Origin of the sequence: Psychroflexus sp. S27 (assembly GCF_002810405.1) — a bacterium.
Taxonomy (GTDB): domain Bacteria; phylum Bacteroidota; class Bacteroidia; order Flavobacteriales; family Flavobacteriaceae; genus Psychroflexus; species Psychroflexus halocasei_A.
This window is the reverse complement of record NZ_NEXQ01000024.1, coordinates 432,681-456,046: the sequence shown is the minus strand read 5'-3', so window position 1 is coordinate 456,046 and position 23,366 is coordinate 432,681. Positions and strand designations below refer to the sequence as shown.

The 23,366-nt window shown below is 33.7% G+C and carries 25 protein-coding genes and 1 tRNA gene; 12 read left to right on the top strand and 14 right to left on the bottom strand.

Annotated features, from left to right (window positions below):
* Positions 1-208: 208 nt before the first annotated feature.
* The 4 genes from CAP47_RS09935 to CAP47_RS09920 all read right to left on the bottom strand — a co-directional run bounded on the left by CAP47_RS09935 (position 209) and on the right by CAP47_RS09920 (position 2,931).
* Positions 209-685: a hypothetical protein gene (locus CAP47_RS09935; protein ID WP_100776461.1), complete on the bottom strand. Its 477-nt coding sequence runs from the start codon at positions 683-685 to the stop codon at positions 209-211.
* A gap of 485 nt (positions 686-1,170) precedes the next feature.
* Positions 1,171-1,971 (bottom strand): ImmA/IrrE family metallo-endopeptidase, encoded by an 801-nt coding sequence (locus tag CAP47_RS09930; protein ID WP_100776460.1) that lies wholly within the window; start codon positions 1,969-1,971, stop codon positions 1,171-1,173.
* Entirely contained in the window at positions 1,946-2,353 is a 408-nt protein-coding gene (locus CAP47_RS09925; protein ID WP_100776459.1) for a hypothetical protein, read from the bottom strand. Before CAP47_RS09925 ends, CAP47_RS09930 begins: the two co-directional genes overlap by 26 nt.
* Complete coding sequence (locus tag CAP47_RS09920; protein ID WP_100776458.1) at positions 2,329-2,931, bottom strand: hypothetical protein; 603 nt, start codon at positions 2,929-2,931, stop codon at positions 2,329-2,331. Before CAP47_RS09920 ends, CAP47_RS09925 begins: the two co-directional genes overlap by 25 nt.
* Positions 2,932-3,032: 101 nt before the next feature.
* Between CAP47_RS09920 and CAP47_RS12385 the strand changes: the two genes are divergently transcribed.
* The 4 genes from CAP47_RS12385 (at position 3,033) to CAP47_RS09905 (ending at position 5,614) form a co-directional block, all read left to right on the top strand.
* Positions 3,033-3,209 carry a hypothetical protein gene (locus CAP47_RS12385; RefSeq protein WP_192869980.1) on the top strand — a complete coding sequence of 59 codons (177 nt, stop codon included), beginning with the start codon at positions 3,033-3,035 and terminating at the stop codon, positions 3,207-3,209.
* A gap of 255 nt (positions 3,210-3,464) precedes the next feature.
* Positions 3,465-3,959 (top strand): Pycsar system effector family protein, encoded by a 495-nt coding sequence (locus tag CAP47_RS09915; protein ID WP_100776457.1) that lies wholly within the window; start codon positions 3,465-3,467, stop codon positions 3,957-3,959.
* Between the two features lies 1 nt (position 3,960).
* On the top strand, positions 3,961-4,947 hold the full coding sequence (locus tag CAP47_RS09910) for an adenylate/guanylate cyclase domain-containing protein (protein ID WP_100776456.1): 987 nt from the start codon (positions 3,961-3,963) through the stop codon (positions 4,945-4,947).
* Positions 4,940-5,614, top strand: a complete 675-nt coding sequence (locus CAP47_RS09905) for a hypothetical protein (RefSeq protein ID WP_100776455.1) — start codon at positions 4,940-4,942, stop codon at positions 5,612-5,614. The genes CAP47_RS09910 and CAP47_RS09905 overlap by 8 nt, the downstream gene beginning before the upstream one ends.
* Before the next feature lie 149 nt (positions 5,615-5,763).
* Here CAP47_RS09905 and CAP47_RS09900 read toward each other — a convergent pair.
* A tRNA-Met gene (locus tag CAP47_RS09900) sits at positions 5,764-5,836 on the bottom strand.
* Between the two features lie 210 nt (positions 5,837-6,046).
* Between CAP47_RS09900 and CAP47_RS09895 the strand changes: the two genes are divergently transcribed.
* Complete coding sequence (locus tag CAP47_RS09895) at positions 6,047-6,208, top strand: DUF1328 domain-containing protein (protein WP_100776454.1); 162 nt, start codon at positions 6,047-6,049, stop codon at positions 6,206-6,208.
* Here CAP47_RS09895 and CAP47_RS09890 read toward each other — a convergent pair whose 3' ends face one another.
* Positions 6,209-6,388, bottom strand: coding sequence for a CPXCG motif-containing cysteine-rich protein (locus tag CAP47_RS09890; protein WP_100776453.1), 180 nt, complete (start codon positions 6,386-6,388; stop codon positions 6,209-6,211).
* 3 nt (positions 6,389-6,391) lie between these two features.
* Positions 6,392-8,314 carry an ABC-F family ATP-binding cassette domain-containing protein gene (locus CAP47_RS09885; RefSeq protein WP_100776452.1) on the bottom strand — a complete coding sequence of 641 codons (1,923 nt, stop codon included), beginning with the start codon at positions 8,312-8,314 and terminating at the stop codon, positions 6,392-6,394.
* Positions 8,315-8,377: 63 nt separating this feature from the next.
* On the opposite strand from CAP47_RS09885, the gene CAP47_RS09880 reads away from it, so the two are divergent.
* Complete coding sequence (locus CAP47_RS09880) at positions 8,378-8,746, top strand: DUF983 domain-containing protein (protein ID WP_100776451.1); 369 nt, start codon at positions 8,378-8,380, stop codon at positions 8,744-8,746.
* On the opposite strand, the gene CAP47_RS09875 is transcribed toward CAP47_RS09880, so the two are convergent.
* The 7 genes from CAP47_RS09875 to topA all read right to left on the bottom strand — a co-directional run bounded on the left by CAP47_RS09875 (position 8,731) and on the right by topA (position 18,370).
* Positions 8,731-9,777 carry an NAD(P)/FAD-dependent oxidoreductase gene (locus CAP47_RS09875; RefSeq protein ID WP_100776450.1) on the bottom strand — a complete coding sequence of 349 codons (1,047 nt, stop codon included), beginning with the start codon at positions 9,775-9,777 and terminating at the stop codon, positions 8,731-8,733. The two genes, CAP47_RS09880 and CAP47_RS09875, sit on opposite strands and share 16 nt — an antisense overlap.
* Positions 9,778-9,835: 58 nt before the next feature.
* Positions 9,836-10,861 (bottom strand): gliding motility protein GldN, encoded by a 1,026-nt coding sequence (gldN, locus tag CAP47_RS09870; protein ID WP_100776449.1) that lies wholly within the window; start codon positions 10,859-10,861, stop codon positions 9,836-9,838.
* Positions 10,862-10,872: 11 nt separating this feature from the next.
* Entirely contained in the window at positions 10,873-12,429 is a 1,557-nt protein-coding gene (gldM, locus tag CAP47_RS09865; protein ID WP_100776448.1) for a gliding motility protein GldM, read from the bottom strand.
* A 30-nt stretch (positions 12,430-12,459) separates the two neighbouring features.
* Positions 12,460-13,122 (bottom strand): gliding motility protein GldL, encoded by a 663-nt coding sequence (gldL, locus tag CAP47_RS09860; RefSeq protein WP_100776447.1) that lies wholly within the window; start codon positions 13,120-13,122, stop codon positions 12,460-12,462.
* Between the two features lie 42 nt (positions 13,123-13,164).
* Positions 13,165-14,553, bottom strand: coding sequence for a gliding motility lipoprotein GldK (gene gldK / locus CAP47_RS09855; protein WP_100776446.1), 1,389 nt, complete (start codon positions 14,551-14,553; stop codon positions 13,165-13,167).
* Positions 14,554-14,654: 101 nt separating this feature from the next.
* A complete protein-coding gene (locus CAP47_RS09850; protein WP_100776445.1) occupies positions 14,655-15,824 on the bottom strand; it encodes a formimidoylglutamase in 1,170 nt (389 codons plus the stop codon).
* Positions 15,824-18,370 (bottom strand): type I DNA topoisomerase, encoded by a 2,547-nt coding sequence (gene topA / locus CAP47_RS09845; protein ID WP_100776444.1) that lies wholly within the window; start codon positions 18,368-18,370, stop codon positions 15,824-15,826. The genes CAP47_RS09850 and topA overlap by 1 nt, the downstream gene beginning before the upstream one ends.
* Before the next feature lie 224 nt (positions 18,371-18,594).
* Here topA and miaB point away from each other — a divergent pair, with 224 nt between their 5' ends.
* The 6 genes from miaB to groES all read left to right on the top strand — a co-directional run bounded on the left by miaB (position 18,595) and on the right by groES (position 23,350).
* Complete coding sequence (gene miaB / locus CAP47_RS09840; RefSeq protein WP_100776443.1) at positions 18,595-20,040, top strand: tRNA (N6-isopentenyl adenosine(37)-C2)-methylthiotransferase MiaB; 1,446 nt, start codon at positions 18,595-18,597, stop codon at positions 20,038-20,040.
* 12 nt (positions 20,041-20,052) lie between these two features.
* A complete protein-coding gene (locus CAP47_RS09835) occupies positions 20,053-21,324 on the top strand; it encodes a sigma 54-interacting transcriptional regulator (RefSeq protein WP_100776442.1) in 1,272 nt (423 codons plus the stop codon).
* A complete protein-coding gene (gene lptE / locus CAP47_RS09830; protein ID WP_100776441.1) occupies positions 21,324-21,824 on the top strand; it encodes an LPS assembly lipoprotein LptE in 501 nt (166 codons plus the stop codon). The genes CAP47_RS09835 and lptE overlap by 1 nt, the downstream gene beginning before the upstream one ends.
* Positions 21,825-22,604, top strand: a complete 780-nt coding sequence (locus tag CAP47_RS09825; RefSeq protein WP_100776440.1) for a hypothetical protein — start codon at positions 21,825-21,827, stop codon at positions 22,602-22,604.
* Positions 22,601-22,930, top strand: coding sequence for a preprotein translocase subunit SecG (secG, locus tag CAP47_RS09820; RefSeq protein ID WP_093237802.1), 330 nt, complete (start codon positions 22,601-22,603; stop codon positions 22,928-22,930). The genes CAP47_RS09825 and secG overlap by 4 nt, the downstream gene beginning before the upstream one ends.
* Before the next feature lie 144 nt (positions 22,931-23,074).
* Positions 23,075-23,350, top strand: a complete 276-nt coding sequence (gene groES, locus CAP47_RS09815; RefSeq protein WP_093238745.1) for a co-chaperone GroES — start codon at positions 23,075-23,077, stop codon at positions 23,348-23,350.
* The last annotated feature ends 16 nt before the right edge of the window (positions 23,351-23,366 follow it).

Here is a 23,366-nt window from a genome sequence, read left to right as displayed (position 1 = left end):
GTTGTGTCCAAGACCTGTGTAGTGAAGCTCTTTACTCGGAATGTGGCTTTTCGCGAAATGTAGGGAAATGTGCTGAGTGGGTTATGAAAATCTTATATTATAAAAGTCTAAATTTCTATTGTGAGTAGCTAACTTACTCTTCAAAAAGTACTTTCTGATTATAAGACAATATCTTCATCTCTGATTTTTCTGCACTTTTCAACCTATCTTATAAAGCCTTTCTTTTTTTATCATAAATCCATCTTCTTAAATTATTCAAAAGTCCCATTTCATATTCTGAAAGTTTGCTTGATGCGATTTCAGTCATTTCGTTCAGTTGGTCATTATTCTTGAACCGAATGGCATATTGAAGACCTAACCAGGTATAGATATTTACCCATTCGGTAGGCATTGGTGCTTCATAAGTTCTGGGCATTATATATACCAAAGCCTCGGTAAGCGATGCCATTTCTTCTTGTTGCACAGCATATAATAGTCGTGACGGTTTTATGTTTTTAAGCATATCTTCTGGAATTATATCTTGCCAAGCAGACTTAAAAACAATAATAGGACTTGTAAGACAATCCTTAAAGTTGAAAACGAAATCATTTCTTTGCTTCTTATTCGATTTCGGTGTTTTCTTTTGTACATATATAGGTTCATACTCAAACCTAAAATCAAGTTGTACTAAATTAAAATTTTCCATAATTACTAGATTTGGTTTGAATAATATTCTAATAGTGTTCGATAGTTATCTGGATGCTTATCTCTGTAGTAGGCTAAGTGACTTTCTGCACTTTCAGTAGTATAATTTTCACTGCCTATTCGATAATGCTCTTCTGATTCTTAAAGGGCAATGTTGAGATGATACTTGTTTCATAATGCTAAAATTTTAGTTAAACAATGTCTGAGCAGTAACCAAACGGAAGCTAAAATCTCAGCTCAAAAGAAAACGGAATAAATAAGCGATTGAAGGTGAGATAGCTTTATGCCGTAGTCTTTTGATAGAAGCATTTTACGAATTTAAATTGCGGTTATATTGCATGATAATAAACTCCCCTTTTAGATAACTCTATTATCAATTCCCAAATAGTCTTCAGTATTTAGAAATAAATTAGGGATTCTGTTGCAGACAATATCCCTTAATTTTTTGAAAAAATATTAGATTGAATGATTTTAAAAACTTAAAATCTACGCTTCCCAAATAACACTTATAAGTGTTTTGTATTTTTTCGTAGGTAAGCAATATTCATTGAACTCAATATCTTTTTCCCAGTCATTTAATTTAAACCAAGTCGACTTTTCAATGGATTGAGTTTTCTCAGCGCCTTCATAGATAAACTCATAATTTGAATCTATATACTCTTTTGCAACTGAAAACTCTGGTGGCGGAATTTTAGTAATATCGTTTGTATAACATTTAAAATCTTCCGTTTTTCGCCAATAGCGTACAACACCGTCGGCCATAAAGACAACGAAAAAAGGTGCAATTTCCAAACTTAACATTCTAAATATCACAGAAGTTAAGCTGGTATTGAAACGCTCACTTAACTCTTTAATTAAATCTGGACCAAATGGCTTTCTTGAAACGAAGTCTCTAAAAACTTGTTCGGGCATTAAAAGCTCGCCTGCAAAATCGTTTGCTTCAATTTCTTGAATACCTCTTTTGTGAACTTCTTCTAATCTATTCCAGCTTAGAGTTTTCTCATCGTCCAAATGAAATTCCAATTTATCGTGAAGAAAGAAGTGTCCTAATTCGTGCGCAGCAACAAACCGTTTGCGCTGAAGAGTAAAAATATTAGTATCTACCTTAATGATTGTTTTTGACTTACCTCTAATGATGACACCATCTGAGCCATTTAATTCTTCCTCTATATAGATAACATCAAAACCAGCCAATAAATCTTTCATAGAAAGCTCTGTGACTTCATCAAATCCGATTTGTTGTAATATTTCTTTGGCCTTGTTACTGCCCTTTTGATTCTTTCTCAAGCATTTCTATTATTTCAATCAGGTTTTGGTCTTTAATAATGTCTTTAATTTGTTCTTCAGACATTTTTTCCAATCTACTGAATTGTGTTTGTAATTGATTTGTTTGTATTAAATTGTTCATATACGCAATAGGCTTATCTAGTCCTTTGGTTAAAGCATCTTTAAAATAATTTGATGCTTTATCAAGCATACTGTCATTCTTTAATACAGTACTCTTTGACTTTAATCTAAATGTCAATTGCTTGATAAATTTATCTTGTGATAAAGATTGTTCGTTCAAATCGACACCTTCCATCTCAAGCTGCTTCCTAACCAAATCCTCAGGAATTGCTTTGTTAAAATTCTCAAGACTTTCTTTTACTGTTTTTTTAAGCTTGTCCACTTCTCGTTGAATTTGATTTTTTTTCTTCTTAATCTTCTAGATATTGTATAAATCACATCGATTGGTTTATCGAGTAAATCCGCTATATCTTTTGGTTTGTCAATTCCATTCGCCAAACACTCGAACATTTCTATTTCCTCTATGTCCGCCCCTTGGTCTTCCAACTGTTTTATCCATTGCTGTAATTTCACTACATCATCAATCTTTTCGTAATTGTAGTCTTCAGTAGGTTCTTCATCGGAATAATTTGGAATATTGATTATGTATTCTGATTGAGGTTTTTCATCAGAATCATCGCCTTTTCTTTTTAATTGTTTAAAAAAACTATCTAAATCGCTCTGTAAAGCCCAAAATATAAATTTTTCAAAAGAGCAATTATCTGGTTTCCATTTGCGTGTACCGTCACAGGCTTTAGTTAATGTTTGTTGACAAAAGTCTTGGAACTGAAAGCCTTTTTTGTTTCTATCAGTCTTGTCATAAAAGCGATCACGAGTATAAAGTTCCATCCTGTTTAAGAGGCTCTTTATATCGATTGCGTTAAGCTTTTCTATTATTTCTGAAGTTGTAGCTACCCTCATTCATTAAGTATATGCTTCAATATCGTAAAAATTTACCAAACGATGGTAAAAAAAATAAAATTAAAAGCATATAAAAGTGAAGCAACTATAAAACAATACAAATGGCAACAAATGGTATAACTGGTGATAACCACAGACACGGTGCAGTAAAAAGCAGAACACAGGTCAAAAACCCTAAAATTGGGCTTTACGTAAAAAGAGATTCCGATTCTGGAAGATTTATGGATGTAAAGACCAGCGGTGGAAAATTTAAAGGTGTTACCGATAAAAGTAAGTAGCACTTCAGCGAAACCCAACTGCTGAGAATTTGGGCTAATTTAATTTTTTGAATATGAATTATTTATTTCAGAATGACAAGTTGAGTCTTTGCGAAAAAGATACTTGTCTGCATTTAAATGGGGATAACGCTAAAGTTATTTCCACAATTCTTACTGTGGTAACATTTGTGGCAGCTATATCGGCTATTGCAAAGGCTATCAAGTAATCAAATAGGCTGGCTCTTTGGAATCAGCCTAGTTAATAAATTGAACACTATGGAAAAAGAAAGATTAGAATATACGGTCAGTCGCCTAGACCATTATTACGATAGCATAAATAATAAAACAGCGGTATATATCGCCATCAATACATTTATTACCGGTGGTACAATAACACTCTTAACTCAGATACAAAAACTTATCGACAAAGAAAGTTGGTTACTGGTTTTTTTAGCAGCTATTATAGCTCTTGGTGTTGTTAGCCTTGTTTTACTGGCATTAGCAAGTATGCCCTACTTTTCGCCAAAGTCTGATATTGAATCATTGTATTATTTCGCTAGCATTGGACAAAAAGAGCCTAAGGAATTTTTTGAGCAATCAAAAAACCAAACCAAAAAAGGCAATATAAAAGATTTAAGAAATCAGGTTTATGTCCTTTCAAAAGGCCTAAAATCAAAATTCAGCAAACTTAAATGGGCTTGTCGCCTACTAATTATACAATTTGTGCTATTAGCACCCTTAACCTTCATATTAATTAAAATAACCTCATAAAATGAACTTATTTGAAAACTACAAAAATGTAATTAAAAAGGCAGTCGAAAACGACCCTACAAAATTAAACAGAATCCTTGGACTTAGTGAGTCTGCGCTAGAAAGTAACCGTGAGTTTCTTAAATCCTTAAGAAACGAGCTTCCTGGTAGAGAGCTGTCTTCTAAAATGAAATTATTTACAAAAGGAATGGGTGTACCTGATACTTTGGATTATCGACCGTTAGGAAATCATCCTGATTTTGCACACCTAAAGGGTACGGACTTAGTTGAAGAACATTGGATAATATCAGGATTCATAGATGTAAAGAAAAGCACAAAGCTTTTTAATAATTTCACAAAAGGCACGGTAAGATTGATTACTGAAAGTATCATTCGAGCTTCAATCTTTGCAGTTAACCTCTGTGGTGGTTACGTGCACCGTATTCAAGGCGATGGATTAATGGTCTATTTTGGTGGGAAAAATATTGAAAAACTAAAAGCAGTTGAAGATGCTTTAAAATCCTTTTCAATGATATCCTATTTCGTTAAAAACGATCTTAAAGACTTTTTTGAAGAAAATGGTATTCAAAATATTCACACAAGAGCTGGACTAGATTTGGGTCATTCAAAACAAGTAGATTGGTTTTATTCTGGTATTGGTTCATCTGGTGAAGTTACAACCTGTAGTCTTCATACAAGCCTTGCCCCTAAAATGCAAAGCAATGCTACAAACAGCGGAATAGTTGTAGGTCATAACATAACCACCCAAGTTAGAAAAGATAAATATTTTGAACAACGTAGCAAAGAAATTCACGACTACGAAGATGGAAGAAAATACCATCAATATAATTTTGATTGGGAACGCTACCTAGTAGATAATAACTTAGCTGTTCAAAACGATAAGGGTGTTTTGGTATTAACCATAAGCGCATTACCAGACCCAAATAGAAATAGTCGTGATTTATACCCTATCGCGTCAAAAAGCAAACCGTTCTTCAGCTATGAATAAAAAAAACTTAAATCACGACATTGATAACTTTCTAAACAAATACTTTTCTTACGAAAATGTTGATAGCCCAAAATCTGGCTTTCTAGCTCTTGAAGGTATATTAAGTATTGTTGATAATAGGAATAAATTTTGGGGTCAGTTTGAAATACTCATTTTAATAAATGAATCTGAATATCCATACACCATACCCATAGTTGTCGAAAAAACCAATATTATCAATCGAGACTGGGATTTTCATATATCAAAAGATGGTGTGTGCTGCTTGGATATACCTCATAAACTTTTAAGAAGAAAAAAACGAGGAATAAATTTTCAAGAATTTTACAGAGAAGTCATCTATCCATTTTTCGCTAATTACCATTTTAAGGAATCCACAGGCGATTATGCAAATGGTGAATATGAACATCATTTTTCTGGTATAGTACAGTATTATCGTGAAGAGTATGGCTTAGATAATGTCGACAATATAATTGCCTTGCTCGAAACAGCTACGTACGGTGTAAAGTATCAACCAAATAAAGAATGCCCTCTATGCGGTGGACATAAATATAAAAATTGTTGTCGCAAAATAGTCTATAAATTAAAGGGCTATGGAAATCATCAATTAAAGAGAGATTTGAATTTTTTCAAGCAAGACCAATTGAAAAAACAAGAGATTTTACGTTAATATAACTTTTAAAATAATTTATGACCGAAAATGATATCATTCCTAATCAAATCGAATCCATCGTAGAAAAAAAGCAAAATGTTGTACCTATGTTGTACCTGCGCCATAAAAAAAGGCTCCACATTTCTGTGAAGCCTTATCAAATCTAGTAGCGGGAACTGGACTCGAACCAGTGACCTTCGGGTTATGAGCCCGACGAGCTACCTGCTGCTCTATCCCGCGATTTCGTGGTGCAAATATATGATCTATTTTTAGATTAAACAAATTAAATTTTATTTTTTTATAAAAAAATTAGGTCTCAACAATATCTGATTATTCAATTTAGTAGATATTGTTTAATCTTTGTTAATTAAAGCTTTAAAAAATAAATAATTAACTTAATTTGGTATTAGATTACAACTAAATTAAATTTAACCCCTAAAAACATTAATTATGATACGTTGGATTGTAACTTTTTTAATTATCGCTTTGATTGCAGCCGTTTTAGGCTTTGGAGGCGTTGCAGCTGGTGCAGCTGAGATTGCAAAAATTATCTTTTATATCTTTATAGTGCTATTTGTATTATCACTAATATCTAGTTTATTTAAAAGATAATTACTGCTCTATAGAATCAGAACTGAAATTAATAAGTTGACCGTTATCAAATTCAACTTTGATACGAATAGGTTGACAACAGACCTCGCAATCTTCAATATAGCTTTGAGTAATGCCAGGTTCTAATAGCATGGAAATATTCTGCCAACAATATGGACATTGAAAAAAATGCTCTATCATGGTTTAAATATTTTCAAGCTCAATTTGTAAAGACTCCCATTCTTCCATCAGCTTATTTATTTTCGTTTTCTTTGATTCATAATTTTTAAAAAAATCAGGAATCGCTGCTGTTTTATCATAATCAGCAGCTAGTTTCTGGTCATCCTCTTCAATTTCTCGTTCCAACCTATTTATTTCAGCTTCTTTATTACTTAGTTTATTAGACAAAGTTTTTTTCTTTTTTTGAAGCTTGTAGTCATCTTTAGAATTTGTTTCAGTTTCTTCTGATCCTTTTGCACTTTCTTGAATTACTGTTTTCTTTTCGACATCTCTCATCGATTCGAGTTCACGATGTTCTAAATAGGCATTAATGTCACCGAGAAATTCCTTAACTCTATTGTCTTTAAACTCATAAACTGTTGAAGCCAAACCTTGTAGAAAATCACGATCGTGAGAAACCAGAATGAGTGTTCCTTCAAAGTTTTCTAAAGCACTTTTTAAGACATTCTTAGATTGTATATCCAAATGGTTTGTTGGCTCATCCATGATCAAAACATTAAAAGGCGTCAAAATCATTTTAGCCAACGCAAGTCTATTTCTTTCTCCTCCAGATAGAACTTTCACATACTTATCTACATCATCTCCTCTAAAAAGAAAAGCACCAAGAATATCACGAACTTTACTACGATTATTATTATTCGCAGCATCAATCATTGTATCATAAACTGTGATATTAGGATCTAAATATTCCGCTTGATTTTGGGCAAAATATCCAACCTCAACGTTGTGCCCAACTTTAAGCTGACCTTCATGAGAATGTTCATTCACTAATATTTTGGCAAGTGTAGATTTTCCTTGACCATTTTGTCCAACAAAAGCAATCTTAGAATTCCTTTCTAGTATGAAGGATAAATCTTTAAATACTAAATCATCACCAAAAGATTTCTTGAGATTTTCAGCTTCAAAAATTATTTTACCAGGATTTTTTGAAATGCTAAAATTAACGTTCATAACAGAGTTGTCTTCATCATCAACCTCGATAACATCTGTTTTCTCAAGTTTTTTAATCAGTGATTGAGCCATTGAAGCTTTATTAGCCTTTGCTCTAAATTTGTCTATTAATTTCTCTGTTTGTTTTATTTCTCTTTGCTGATTCTTTTGAGCAGCTAATTGTTGTTCTCGAATTTCATGTCGTAAACCTTTAAACTCAGAATAAGGCTTATTATAATCATAAATGCGGCCAAGAGAGATTTCAATTGTTCTATTAGTTACATTATCCAAAAATTTGGTGTCGTGAGAAACAATAACAACGCAACCTGAAAAACTCTTTAAAAAACCTTCAAGCCAAATGATACTTTCAATATCAAGATGGTTTGTTGGCTCATCCAGCAAAAGAATATCATTGCTTTGTAATAAAAGTTTAGCTAGCTCAATACGCATTCGCCAACCACCAGAAAAGGTATCAGTCAACTGATTAAAATCAGACTCCTTAAAACCTAATCCTTTTAAAATTCGTTCCGTTTCACCCTGATAGTTATAACCTCCTAAGATTTCAAATTGATGTTGATAATCATTTAAATCAACCATTAATTGATGATAAGAATCACTCTCATAGTCAGTACGTTCAGCAAGCTGCGTATTGATATAATCAAGTTTTTTCTCAATTGATTTTAATTCTTCAAAAGCCTGATAAGCTTCTTCTAAAACCGTTCTTCCCTCTACAAAATCAATGTCTTGCTTTAAAAAACCTAATCGAATGCTTTTTTCTTTGGCAATTTCGCCTTCTGCAATATCTGTTTCACCTGACAATATTTTGAGTAATGTAGATTTACCAGCTCCATTTTTACCAATCAAACCGAGGCGATCCCCAGCACTTAGCTTAAAACTAATTTCTTTAAACAAATAGGTTCCTCCGAAAGAAACAGAAAGCTTATTTATATGTAACATCAGTGACGAAATTTTGTGCAAATATTGGTATATTTGCATTGTTAAACTAATTAAGCCAAAAGAATGTTCAAAGGTTCAAAGCTCAATAGTATGCTTTTCGGGACGTGCCCAGTCTGCCACGGTGAAAGTATGTATGTTGAAAAAAATCCATATAAAATAACACAGATTTTTAAAATGCATGATAAATGCTCAAAATGTGGTTTAAAATATAAAATAGAACCCTCGTTCTTTTTTGGTGCCATGTATGTGAGTTATGCATTAGGCGTTGCTTTTTCGGTTGCCTCTTTTATCATTACACATTTTTTTATCGGCATGAGTGCGATTAACTCTTTTTACGTTATTATCGCTGTCCTCATCATTTTAATGCCAATCATTATTAGGTTATCTAGAAATATCTGGATTAACCTCTTTATTAACTACAAGGGAGAATAAAATCGACTTAGGTTTATTTCATTCTCAATCTCTTTATTATTGAAAATAAAATCATAGAGAACTTGACTTAAACTAGGTGCTGCAAGAACCCCTCGGCTTCCAAACCCATTGAATAAATATAGATTCTGGTGCTGGTGATGGCATCCCAACACAGGTTTTCTATCTTTAACGGTTGGACGAACACCTGCAACTTGATCTACAATTTCATAATCGCAGGTTATCATTTTTTTAAATTCTGATATTAAATGATCGCGTGTTTCATCAGTTGGTTCATTATTAAGAGATTTCCTATCATAATTAGCTCCGAATTTATATAAACTTTCACCCAATGGAATCAAGAAATATCTCGATTTCAAAATAACATCTTGATAATTCAAATCAGATGAGGATATAATTAAGTACTCGCCTTTATTCCCATAAATAGGTAAATCATTAAAAAATGGATTCGCATTAACACCATATCCTTCACAGAAGATGATGTTAGTGAAAGTTTCGTTTCTATATAAAAAATGACCGTTTTCTAAAAACTCTAATTCTTCAAAACGAAATGAATCTGAAATATAAATATCTCTAAAAAATTCAGCTGAACTATCTAACAAGCTATTCAAATCAATTGTAAAAGTTAATTTGACTTTACCTATAGCATGAGTTGTATTGAATATTTCGTTATCATTAAAAATATTAGGAGATAAGAATTGATTTAGAAAATGTCGATCAGATGCAATCATAAAGTCGTTCTGGTCTTCGGCTGAATTTAATGCCTTATAAATTGGTTTAGAATTTAGCAAATCACTATTTAATTTATTTTCCAAAAAATGATAAAACTTAATTGCTTCTTCATAAAACACATCTGCATTCCATGCCTTTTTATATCTCTTTAGAGCAATAGGATTGATTACACCTCCGGCAGTACGGGAGGCACATTGTGATTGATCAGAAATGATTTTAAATTGTTGATCCGCATGATGTAAACGATGAGCTATAGTCACACCTGCAATTCCAAAACCTACAATAAGCGTATGATTAGACATAAAAAAAGCCTTTACAAATTTGTAAAGGCTAATATATTTTAATTAATGTAAACTGAGATTAATAGTTCCACATATCTAGTTCAAAATTACGAATTTCTTCTTTTAAACGCTCTGCCTCTAAAAGTTGCATTTGAGAGTTATCAGGAATATATTCCTTAATTTGACGGTCTTCATACATGTTTTCAGTCTTATAGATGAAAGAACTGAAACGTCTTGAATTCAACAAGTGATCAAAACTAATAGGCTTAGAACCATTTTCAGGGTTTAAAACTTTAGCATCGTGTAAAACTTGTCTTGCATCAGGAAACCATACCCAAAAGTAAGGAATAACTTGTGGATCACCTGAAAACGTAGGGTTTTGAGAATTGATATCATAACCTGCCGGTGCAATACCTAACATTCTATATTTCAACTCACCTTGGCGTTTATCAAAATACCACATTCCTTTAATATGATACTCCTTAATATTCGCAGCTGTTATTTCAGTTGGTATCATATAAGGCTTCATCTGATCGATTAAATCTTGCGGATAAAGCTCAGGATATTCTCCCAGTTCATCTGCCATTGCTCTTTGTTTAAAAAGCTCAACATTTTCAGTCCCTGTGATTTCGTACTGTCCCAATATACTCAGGGCAGCATTAGGTAAGAAAATTGCTTTTGTCGCTGATTTAATCTCTTCCATTGACTTTTTACCATCTTCATTGAAGTAACTCGTCGCATAAACTTGAGAAAGACCTATTGTGTCTGAACCACTTTCAGCCGCTTCTTCCATTGCATCGACTAAAACTTGAAATAAAGATCTTCTACTGTCATCAACACTATTATCGTTTAATGGATAAAGAAGTGGGTAGTTAATTTTTTGATCAAGATCGATTTTTTCCCAAACAATCTTGTACCACATGATATCTCTATCTCCTACATAGCCATAAGGCAATGGCTTGTCATCATCAAATTTTGTTTGATCATCATTCAACCGACTTACATCAGAAGGCTTTTCTGCGTTAAGCATGGTTGATTGTGCATTGGCTGTTGTAAACAATCCAAAGCATAATACTAATCCAAAAAAATTAACTGCTAATCTCATTTTACTCTTTATTAATTAGTTAATTGTACTAATAGGGCTGGCATGTTTTTAACGTTAACGCCAGGCACGTCAGCTTTAATATCAAATATTTGTATAATATCGCCTGTCTTAGCTCTGCTTAAAAGTTTTGCTGCTTCAGAATTAAATCTGCTTCCATTAACAACTACAGATGGTTGTCCTGGTACACTGACAGTAAATCTTCTGACAACAGGTGATAAATCAAAATCAAAGTTTTCGAAAGTTGCTCCAATTGGAGAAATCTCAAGTGCTTTACGTGGCATTTTTACTGCACCACCTTCTTGTAACTGACCTCTCACTGTTGGTGTTGGTCTTGGTAAGTCTTTTATTCTGAAAACAGAAGTTGAACTTACTTTTTCACCTTCAACAGAACCAGTCACATTAATTTTAAGCTCTGTTCCTCTTGTTGGTTTAACAACATAGTTTGAACCTTTTACTTTTCTCATCCCAGATGCAGATGCATTAACTTTGTTTCCAGGAACTCCAGGCATTGAAATTGTCAATGGGTTTTCAATTCCTCGGTAAACAACATTCATTTTATCTGCTGAGACGATAGCCTGATTTGGCTTAGGTATTACTGAATATGCCTGATTAACTGGCACTTCAATATCTTTCCCATCTTGTTTAAAGATAAGGTTACCTTCAATTGTATGATCTCCTGTATTACCAGCATTAACTGTCAATTTAACTTGACCTCCGTCAATAACGAAATCTTTATCTTTAACAAGTTTGCGTCCATCTAAAGTTAAATTAACTTCATTTGGAACAGTTGAATTATCTGTACGACCTAAAACAATAGATCCATCAAATTCTTGGCCTTGATAATAAGCTCCTCTAGTAGTCTGCAATAAAGTAGAATAATTATCCATCGATGCTATTTCAGTTAATTGTCCTGATAACATCGTTGACAAAATTTCATTCTCTAAGACCTTTAAACCATTTTGAAGGTTTGTAATTTTAGTAATAGAAGAAATTAATGGGTATCCTAAAAAGTGATACTCAATATATTCAACCTCTATACCATCTCTGTTGGTAACTGGGTCTGGAGAATATTTATCTTTAATTGACTTAACATATGAAGCATACTTAGGATTTTCTCCTAAAACTTCAACCATCTTGTTTTTGTAAGAAGCCATATTATCCTTAAATTCTTGCCCTTCAGGCTTAAGCTTACCACCCTTAGCAAATTTCTGATTAAGGAATTGATCCTTATCCATTGTTTCATAATCCTTAGGATTATCAACAGATGCATACATTTCTTCTTTTATTCCAGCAAAATAAGTATAAAGATCATTAGTTGCATCAGAAACTTGTTTAGCTTTCTGAGATGCTTTTTTATACTGATCTGGAGATTCTGCAGCTTTTAGGTTTAGACCTTCAAGTGCTGCTTGGTTCTTTGCCTCGAAAGATTCATTAGAATCTTCAAGTGATTCGTTTACGGTACCAAATGCAGATAAAACTTCTTTAGACATATTTAGTGCAAGCATTGAAATAAATACTAAATACATCAAGTTAATCATTTTCTGTCTTGGTGTTTCCTTTTGTGCCATGTTATAACTTTAGTTAGTTTATAAAATTAATTAGGCTTTAGGTCTCATTGCGGTTAGCATACCACCGTAAACACCATTAAGCGAGTTAAGATTAGACGTTAAAGACTCCATTTGTTCTTTAAGTTTTCCTGCGTTTTGAGCGACAGCTTCATTTGCTTCTGCTTGTTTGGAAGCTGACTCTAATTGTACTTTGTAAAGACTGTTCAAAGACTCCATTTGACTCGCAGCTACACCCATTTCTTGGCTGTATTTCTTCTGAGACGCCATTGCTTCAGTCGCAGGAGCAATACCTTTAGCTGCCCCCTCAAAGCTTTTAATGCTATTACCTAAACTCTCCATCAACTTAGCGTCAATTTTTGCCTCCTTAAGCATTGCATCTAATTTCTTAGAAAGTAATTCTTCTTCTTTCTCTTGATTTGCAACAGCATTTGATCCTCCTCTCTTAGAAGTTGAACCTGCACCTGATAATTCTGGGTAAACTTTAGACCAATCTAGTTCTTGATCTGGAGATTCAAATGCTGAATAAACGAATACGCCTGCTTCAACGACAAGACCTATTGTAAGCATCACACCACCTGTTAGTACTCCAAACTCTAAGTGTTGAATTTTAAATAATGCTCCAATAATAACGATTGCGGCTCCAAGACCGTAAACCATATTTTTAATTCTTTTTTCTAATTTTGATTGAGCCATAATAATAATTTAATTTTAGTTTATTGATTGTTGTTTATTGATTTAAAAATTTGAATTCAAATTAAAGGTGTTCCCTAAATAATTTTGAACAGTTCTGAAACCGATATAGCTTCTTGCTGTATCTGCATATTCATAATCCCTAGTACTCACTTGTAAGTAATAACTCACATCTTTCCATGAACCACCTCTAATAACTTTACGTTTATTTTTGGCATTATTCACGTTAGGACTCATGCTTGACATGTACTCGTATGAACTTGGGTTGTAAGAAGTATTCACCCATTCAGCCACGTTACCTGACATATTATACAAACCAAAACCATTTGGCTCATATGAATCTGCTTCAACAGTGTAAAGAGCTTCATCAGCTGCATAATCACCTCTTAAAGGTTTAAAGTTTGCCAAAAAGCAAGCACGATCATCTTTCGTGTAAGGCCCACCCCAAGGGTAAGTCGCAGATTGCAAACCTCCTCTAGCGGCATATTCCCATTCAGCTTCAGATGGTAACCTGAAAGATTCTACTCTGGATGTTTCTTTTCTACTTCCTTTATCTTTCTTATAATTCTTTAAATACATTGTTCTCCACTGTGAAAAAGCCTTAGCTTGATTCCAGTTAACACCAACGACTGGATAATTATCAAATGCTTCATGAATAAAGTAATCATTATGCATAGGAACATTATATGAATAATTGAAGTCTTTAATCCATACTGTTGTATCTGGGTAAACCTCAACATCATACTCCTTAACAAAATTTGATCGATCTCCATTTTCTAGTTTAGCAGCAGATTGGATATCCATTTCTTTATAACTGTATTTAAACTGCGTAACGTCCATCATACGCTCTCCGTTATAAGATTGATCATCCGATAAGAAAAACTCATCCATGACCATCACATAGTCTTGATCAGGATATTCTCCAGTTTTCCACTTAATGTCGATATCCCAATTTAATAGTTGTTTCATCGGATCGTAATGCTTTGAGAACTCTTGGTAAGGAGTTAAATTTTGTTGTGCATTATTATTTCCAGACTGAGAATTTTTAAAAGCATAATCTTGGATTGAACCCTGATTACCTCCACCTGCAGCACCAGCTCCACCTCCTGCAAACTCTGCAGCTTCAGCTAATTTCTGGCGAACAACAGAATCTCTAACATAATAAACAAACTGCTTATATTCAGAGTTAGTAATTTCAGTTTCATCCATGTAAAAAGATGGAACAGTCACAGTCTTAGTTGGCGCATCTTTCAATCCAGCGATATCGTAATCAGATTTACCCATGATGAATGAACCTCCTTCAACGAGGATCATTCCGTATGGACGCTCCGGATTCCACGACTTCCCTTTCACTCCGACAACTTGACCTTTGTCACTTTTCCCACAACTTGTTACAAGCAATGCTAAAACAATAATTTGGACGACTTTTCTCATTTCTAAAAGAATTATTTCTAATAATTAGGCCGTAAACCTAAAATTTAATTTTCAAAAAAACAATAAATTTCTTAATAATAGCTTAAACTTTCTAAAAAAAATCAAAAGTAACCTTTCAATTTAGCTCTATACCACTTTTCTGGTACATTTCCTTTACATGCATCTAGATAGTCATTTTCACTACAAGATAATAACGCATGTTTATTGTTATTATTATCTAAAAATTTCTCTGGTGTTTTAATCCACCACTTATTCGTTAACTCACTCTTAACAAATTCTAGATACTCATCATTCTGAAAATCAATGGCTACTTTATAACTCGTTAGCATCCTGTTTTCTGAATTTAATTTCTCTGGCTGTCTTAAATGATAGCCTTCTAAAAAGTACCACATCATTTGAGCAATCAATTCGTTAAACACTTGAGATGACGATATTGACTGTAATTCAGACAAGAAAAAACACTTTGCATGATTACTCATTCCTGAATAACGACTCATTGCACAAGCTTGCATCCCATCAAAACCATTTGGCATAGTATGTTGATGATCTTGCAATGTTGAGGCTTTGATAGATGTAACATCAAAACTAATCAAATCTGAATCTCTCAATGTTGGTTCAACTAAAGTAATATCTTTATGCAACTCTCCATAACGGATTGCTTCAAAATAAAGCTGATCCATCAAATCAATTTCTTCTTGCGCATTGTAAAATGTCAAAAAACCCAGATTTGAATAATTGAAAAGATTATAGGGTTCATCGACAACAATTTTCCCCATATAAGAATGATTTGAAAAATTCTCGTCTGCACTTCCTAAATCAAATTTCGTATCGATTGATGTTAGATTAACCATATATTCATGATTATCAAATGCTCTGTAAAGCGGAAAACTAAGATCTTGACTACCTCCTAAAACCAAGCAAACAACATTTTGTTTATAAAGTTCTGAAACAATATTCTTGACAACAAAGTAAGTGTCTTCTACACTTTCGCCTTGAGAAATATGTCCCAAATCTAATATTTCAGATTTCCAAGAACCCGAATGAAGTCGATAAAATGATTCTCTTATCGCATCATAATCAACTTGATGCCTGTTAGGCTTAACTGAATTTCTTGCATCATCAATAGACAGAATCGCTATATCATAATACGAAAAATCAAAATTAGATACATGCTCATAAAAGTCAACACGTTTAAACAGTCGTGTTATTTCAGCTGTCTCAAATTTATTTTTTAAAGACTCAGAAACAGGTTTTAAAAACTCAAAACTCATTAAGATTTCTTTTTAGTCTTTTTTGCAGCTGGCTTTTTCTTAGCTGTAGTCTTTTTACTAGAAGTTTTCTTTTTAGCAGCTGATTTACGTTTTGGTTTCTTCTTCGTGTTTTTCTCCAAAATCGCTTTTGCCTCTTCTAAGGTCATTTCTTGAGCATTAGTTGTCTTGGGTAATTCTACTTTAGTTTTGCCTTGACTCAACTTAAAACGCTTCCAACGCGCTTTCTCAAGCTTAATTCCTTCGTCTTCCCAATGATGAATCAATTTATCACGTTCTTTCTGAAGTTTATCTTCAATTAACTCTTCGATATCTGCTTCTGAGAGGTTATCAAAATCATACTTCTTATTGACATTGATAAATATGTCATTCCACTTCAGGTAAGGACCAAATCGCCCCACACCTTTTTGAACGCCTTTATCTTGATAATAATGAATTGGCTCATCAGCCTTTTCCTTAGCTTTGATTAACTCAACGGCTCTTTCAAAAGTGACATCAAGCGGATCTTCACCTTTATCAAGAGAAACGAACTTTTTTCCAAATCGAACATAAGGTCCATATCGACCAACATTCGCTTCTACTTTTTCCTCCTTATATGTACCTAAATCTTTTGGAAGCTTAAACAAATCCATCGCTTCTTCATAGGTTACTGAATTTAAGCTTTGCCCTGGTTTTAAACTCGCAAATCTCGGTTTTTCTTCATCTTCTACACTACCGATCTGAACCATAGGTCCAAATTTTCCTAAACGCGCACTCACTGGTTTACCTGTTTCTGGATCTTTACCTAAAACTCTTTCGCCAACTTCACGCTCAGCATTTTTAGCGACATCTTCCACAACGGGATGGAATTTTTTATAAAAATCGGCCATTACTTTAGACCATTTTTCATTTCCACTAGCAACCTCATCAAAATCTTGCTCGAGTTTTGCTGTAAAGTTATAATCGACAATACCTCCAAAATGATTGACCAAAAAGTCATTTACGACCATTCCTACATCTGTCGGAACAAGTTTACCTTTATCACTTCCAACCATTTCAGACAATTCTTTTTTCTCGAATTCTGAATTCTTTAAAAGATATTGACTGTATTTTCTTTCTACACCCTCTATAGAACCTTTTTCAATGTACTTTCTATTCTGAATTGTGGAAATTGTCGGTGCATAAGTTGAAGGTCGACCAATACCGAGCTCTTCTAACTTCTTCACCAAAGAAGCCTCTGTATAGCGTGCTGGCGGTCGCGTGTATCGCTCAGTTGCTTTGATATACTTATTATCAAGTGCATCACCAACTTTCATCGCTGGTAAAAATCCTGCTTTTTCTTCTTCTTCATCATCATGCCCTTCTAAATACACTTTTAGAAAACCATCAAATTTGACAATTTCTCCATTTGCAGTAAATTGTTCCTTAACTTCTGAAGAATCAATTTTTACATTCGTTCTTTCTAATTGTGCATCGCTCATTTGAGAGGCGATACCTCTTTTCCAGATCAACTCATATAAACGCTGCTGATCTCTTTCTGCTGAAATACTATGATTTGCAAAATTTGTTGGACGGATTGCCTCGTGAGCTTCTTGAGCTCCTTTGGACTTTCCTTTATAATTTCTAGCCTTATGGTATTTGTCGCCATAAGCCTTTTCTATTTCTTGTTTCGCACCTTCTTTAGCTTGAGTTGATAAATTGACACTATCAGTTCTCATATAAGTAATATGTCCAGCTTCATATAATCGCTGTGCCATTTGCATGGTTTTGCTTACTGAAAAATACAACTTCCTGGCAGCTTCTTGCTGAAGTGTAGATGTTGTAAATGGTGGTGCTGGGGTTTTCTTTGCTGGTTTTTTTGTTAAATCAGCAACAGTGAATTTTGCATTCTTCTGAGCTTCTAAAAATTTCTCAACAGTTTTATCGTCTTTTAAATTTTTAGGAAGTTTGGCTTTAAATTTAGATTTGTCTTCAGTTTCAAATTCTGCATCAACTCGGTATGAAGCTTTTGGGTCAAAATCTAAAATATCGCGTTCACGCTCAACAATTAATCTAACTGAAACAGATTGCACACGACCAGCCGATAAACCTCCTTTTACTTTTCTCCATAAAACTGGAGACAACTCATAACCGACTAATCTATCTAAAACTCGACGCGCCTGTTGTGCATCAACTAAATTATAATCAATCTCTCGCGGATTTTTAATCGCTTTCTGAATTGCTGTTTTAGTAATTTCAGAAAAAACAATTCGTTTTGTTTTTTCTTTTTCAAGATTTAACTCTTCAGCTAAATGCCATGCAATCGCCTCTCCTTCTCTATCTTCATCACTTGCTAACCAAACCATTTCAGCAGTTTTAGCTAGTTTTGATAAGCGTTTCACAACATCTTTCTTATCACTGCTAACCACATATTTTGGTTTAAAATCAGCATCAACATCAACGCCTAATTCCTTTGAAGGTAAATCTGCAATATGACCAAAACTTGATTCTACCTTGAAGTCTTTTCCTAAAAACTTCTCAATTGTTTTTGCCTTTGCAGGTGACTCTACTATAACTAAATTTTTTGCCATGAACTCACGAATTTCTGCTGCAAAAGTATATGAAATTTTTCATTTTCATCAAGAAATCACCTAAAGTCACTTTTTACACACGACTAGTTTTAGCTGTCATACCTATTAAAATATAGTTACTTCGGACTTCAATTTTTCTTTTTAAAATATTTAAACAGGAATAAACTAGTGACACTTTGTCAGTTACTACAATACAATTATCTTTGCAGCAAATTACTGCAGATATGGAAAAGGTTATTGATGAAGAAAAGCAAGGAACTAGCCTTGTTAAGGAGAACAGCCTTGCTAACGACAAGAAATTATATATAGAAAGTTATGGTTGCCAAATGAATTTTAGCGATAGTGAAATTGTCGCTTCAATTCTCCACAAAGAAGGTTACAACACAACCCAAAAGCTTGCTGAGGCCGATTTAGTATTGGTGAATACTTGCTCAATCCGTGATAAAGCTGAACAAACTGTTCGTAAAAGATTAGAAAAATACAACGCTGTTAAGCGTAATAATCCGAAAATGAAAGTTGGCGTACTAGGCTGTATGGCTGAACGCCTAAAAAATAAATTTCTTGAAGAAGAAAAAATTGTAGATTTAGTTGTTGGCCCTGATGCCTATAAAGATTTACCAAACTTAATCTCTGAAGTTGAAGATGGTAAAGAGGCAATTAATGTCATTCTTTCAAAAGAAGAAACCTACGGTGATATTTCCCCTGTTAGATTAATGACGAACGGCGTCTCAGCTTTAGTTTCAATTACCAGAGGCTGTGATAATATGTGTACATTCTGTGTTGTTCCTTTCACGCGTGGACGCGAACGTAGCCGTGACCCTCAGAGTATTATTGCAGAGGTTAACGACTTATGGGAAAAAGGTTATAAAGAAATTACACTCTTAGGTCAGAATGTTGACAGCTATTTATGGTATGGCGGCGGACTTAAAAAAGATTTTAAGAATGCAAGTGAAATTCAAAAAGCAACGGCGGTTAACTTTGCAGGTTTACTTGAGATTGTTGCAAAAGCACAACCTAAAATGCGTGTTCGTTTTTCAACATCAAACCCACAAGACATGACCTTGGATGTGATAGAGAAAATGGCAGAGCATAAAAACATCTGTAATCATATTCATTTACCTGTTCAAAGTGGAAGTGACCGTGTCTTGAAAGCGATGAACCGTTTACATACACGAGAAGAATACTTTAGGTTGATTGATAATATCAGAAAAATAATTCCTGATTGTGGTATTTCTCAAGACATGATTGCAGGTTTTCCTACAGAAACTGAAGAAGATCACCAAGATACATTATCATTGATGGAATATGTCAAATATGATTTTGGCTTTATGTTCTCATATTCTGAACGACCAGGCACAGTTGCCGAGCGTAAAATGGAGGATGATGTTCCCGAAGATGTCAAGAAAAGACGCCTTCAAGAAATTATTGCTTTACAACTTGAGCATTCACAATTAAGAACTGAAGCACATATCGGAAAAATAGAAGAGGTTCTTATCGAAAAAGAATCTAAAAAATCTGACGCACAATGGAGCGGTCGAAATGCAAATAACACAACAGTTGTTTTCCCTAAAAAAGATTATAAAGTTGGCGATTATGTCAAAGTAAAAATAGAAAGCTGTACGAGCGCAACACTCATTGGGATACCAATTAGTTATGGTGAACTGCAGTAAAAACTAAAAAACATGGAGTCAACACAGGCTGTAAAACAACGCTTTGAAATTATAGGAAATGATCCTGGTTTAAACCGCGCAATCGAAAAATCTATTCGTGTTGCACCAACGGACATTTCTGTTCTTGTCACTGGTGAATCTGGTGTTGGTAAAGAAAGTTTACCCAAAATCATTCACTCACTTTCGCATCGTAAACACGCTAAATATATCGCTGTTAACTGTGGTGCAATACCTGAAGGCACGATTGACAGTGAACTTTTCGGTCACGAAAAAGGAGCCTTTACAGGTGCAACTCAAGCTAGAAATGGTTATTTTCAAGAAGCCGATGGCGGTACAATATTTCTTGATGAAGTTGGCGAGTTACCCTTAACAACTCAAGTGAGATTATTGCGTGTTTTAGAAAATGGAGAATACATCAAAGTTGGCTCTTCTGCCGTTCAGAAAACAAACGTGAGAATTGTCGCTGCGACAAATGTTGCCATGCATGATGCAATTAAAAAAGGGAAATTTAGAGAAGATCTTTATTACCGATTGTCAACAGTCGAAATCATGTTACCACCTCTTCGCGATCGTAAAAACGACATTCATTTGTTGTTCAGGAAATTTGCTTCTGATTTTGCTTTAAAGTATAAAATGCCAACCATACGCTTAACCGATGACGCTGTAAAGCTTTTACTCAACTGTCGTTGGCCAGGAAATATTCGTCAACTCAAAAATGTCACTGAACAAATTTCTGTTTTAGAAACAGAACGGGAGGTTGATGCACATATTTTAAATCATTATTTACCTAAGCAAGGCTCTAATTTACCTTCTGTTATTCAAGAAGAAAAAGATCAAAAAAATAGCTTTAAGAATGAAAGAGAAATATTGTACAAAGTTCTTTTTGACATGAAAAGTGATTTAAATGATCTTAAAAAGTTAACGATGGAGTTGATGGAAAAAGATAACAACGCCCACGTGAAAAAAGAAAACGAGAGCTTGATCAATAAAATTTATGGAGACGAAAAAGATGATTACGAAGATACTTCTGTTGAAGATCAATTAGAAATATTACAGATTCCTGAATCTAATTCTGCAAATCCTAAAAACCAAGAAGAAAAAATAGACAAATACGATTTTGCTGAAGAAGTTGAAGAAGAAGAAACACTTTCGCTACATGACAAAGAAGTTGAACTCATCACGAAATCTTTAGAACGCCATGGAGGCAAACGCAAACCCGCTGCTGACGAGCTTGGAATTAGTGAAAGAACACTTTACAGAAAAATTAAACAATACGACTTATAATGAATTTTAAAAAAATATTTGCTTTCTTTTTAATTGTGTCAACTGCTGGTTGTGGCTCATACTCTTTTACAGGAGCTGATACTGGAAACGCTGAAACTTTTCAGGTCAATTACTTTCAGAATATCGCAGATTTAATTGAACCAGGAATCGATAGGGATTTCACTCTAAAACTTCAAGATTACATACAAAACCAAACAAGTCTAGGCCTTGTTAATTCAGGAGGAGACATTATTTATGAAGGAGAAATCACGCGCTACCGTGTCACACCTATGACAGCAACCGCTGATGATCGTGCAGCACAAAACCGATTGACAATAGCGATTAATATTCGTTTTTACAATACCTTAGATGAAGAAAAAGACTTCGAACGTACATTCTCTTTCTATTATGATTATCCGGCCAACCAACAACTTATTGGAAGTGCAAGAGAAACCGCTCATGAAGAAATATTCACAAGAATAGCACAAGATATTTTTAATGCGTCCTTAACAGATTGGTAAATGAATAAACGCTTGGCCGACATACTTAACGATCCTAGTTTATTGACAGATCATGATCAGGTTTTAATCGATCAAGTGATTGAAGAGTATCCATATTTTCAAGCGGCTCATGCATTAAAACTTAAACTTCTTAAAAATCAGAACAGTTTTAAGTATAACAGCTTTTTAAGAAAAACAGCTTCTCGAACTACAAAGCGTAGTATTTTATTTGATTTTATAACAAAAAAAGAATTTCATCAATTAAATATTGCTAATAAAATTGAGCAGGATCGCCAAGAGATGACCACCTTTGAAAAAGAATTAGGTATTTCTCAAAAAGAAGCTGAACAGCTTGATGACCCTGAATTATTTATTGAAAAAGAATCTAAGCAATTAGAATTTTCTAAAGATGATAAACATTCTTTTGATGAATGGTTAACCTACCTCAATGTGAAACCTTTGCAAGATAAAGAGAAATCAGATGGAACTCAGAACGAGGAATCAGAAGAAGAAAGACCTGAAATTAAAGCGCAATTAAAAGTTATAGACCAATTTATTAAAGATAATCCTAAGATAAAACCTCAAAAAAAGAAGTTAAAATCTGAAGTTATCAAGCTAAAACAAACCGATCCTGGGCAAATGATGACTGAAACTTTAGCAAATGTTTATGTCGAACAAAAAAGATATGATAAAGCAATTCAGGCTTTTAATATATTAATTTTGAAAAATCCCAAAAAAAGTGGTTTATTTGCAGACCGAATAAAAGAAATAAAAAAGTTTCAAGAAAATAATATAAAATGAGTACATTTTCCATATTCCTAACATTAATCGTTATCGTAGCCTTTTTATTAATCGTAGTTGTCATGGTACAAAACCCTAAAGGCGGCGGTTTATCATCATCTTTTGGTGGCGGTGGTTCTCAGCAAGTTGGTGGCGTTAAGCAAACTTCAGACTTTTTAGACAAAAGTACTTGGGCTTTGGCAACACTCTTGTTAGTTCTCATTTTGCTAGCTAACTCTAGCATTATTGGAAGCAAAAATGTTGGTGAATCAAAATTACTTGATGGAAATTCTGCTCCTCCTATTGAAAATACAAATAGTACAGACCTTCCTGAGGTTAATAAATAATAGCTATTTTAAAACTATTCAAAATGCCAACTTGTGACAAGTTGGCATTTTTTATTTGCGGTAATGTCAACCGAAACTGACAAAAATAGATTGGCATACTTTTCGAAATATGCTATTCAAAAAAATACTAAAAAAACTTTTATAATGGCAGTAAACATTAAACCTTTATCAGACAGAGTGCTCATCGAGCCTCAAGAAGCTGAAACAAAAACAGCTTCAGGTATTATCATTCCAGAAACAGCAAAAGAAAAACCACAACAGGGAAAAGTTGTTGCTGTAGGTAATGGTAAAAAAGATCATGATATGACCGTTAAGGTTGATGATATTGTTCTTTACGGAAAATTTGCTGGCACAGAGCTTAAGCACGAGGGTAAAGAATACATGATTATGAGAGAAGACGATATTTTAGCAATTGTTTAATTTTTAAAAAATAAAA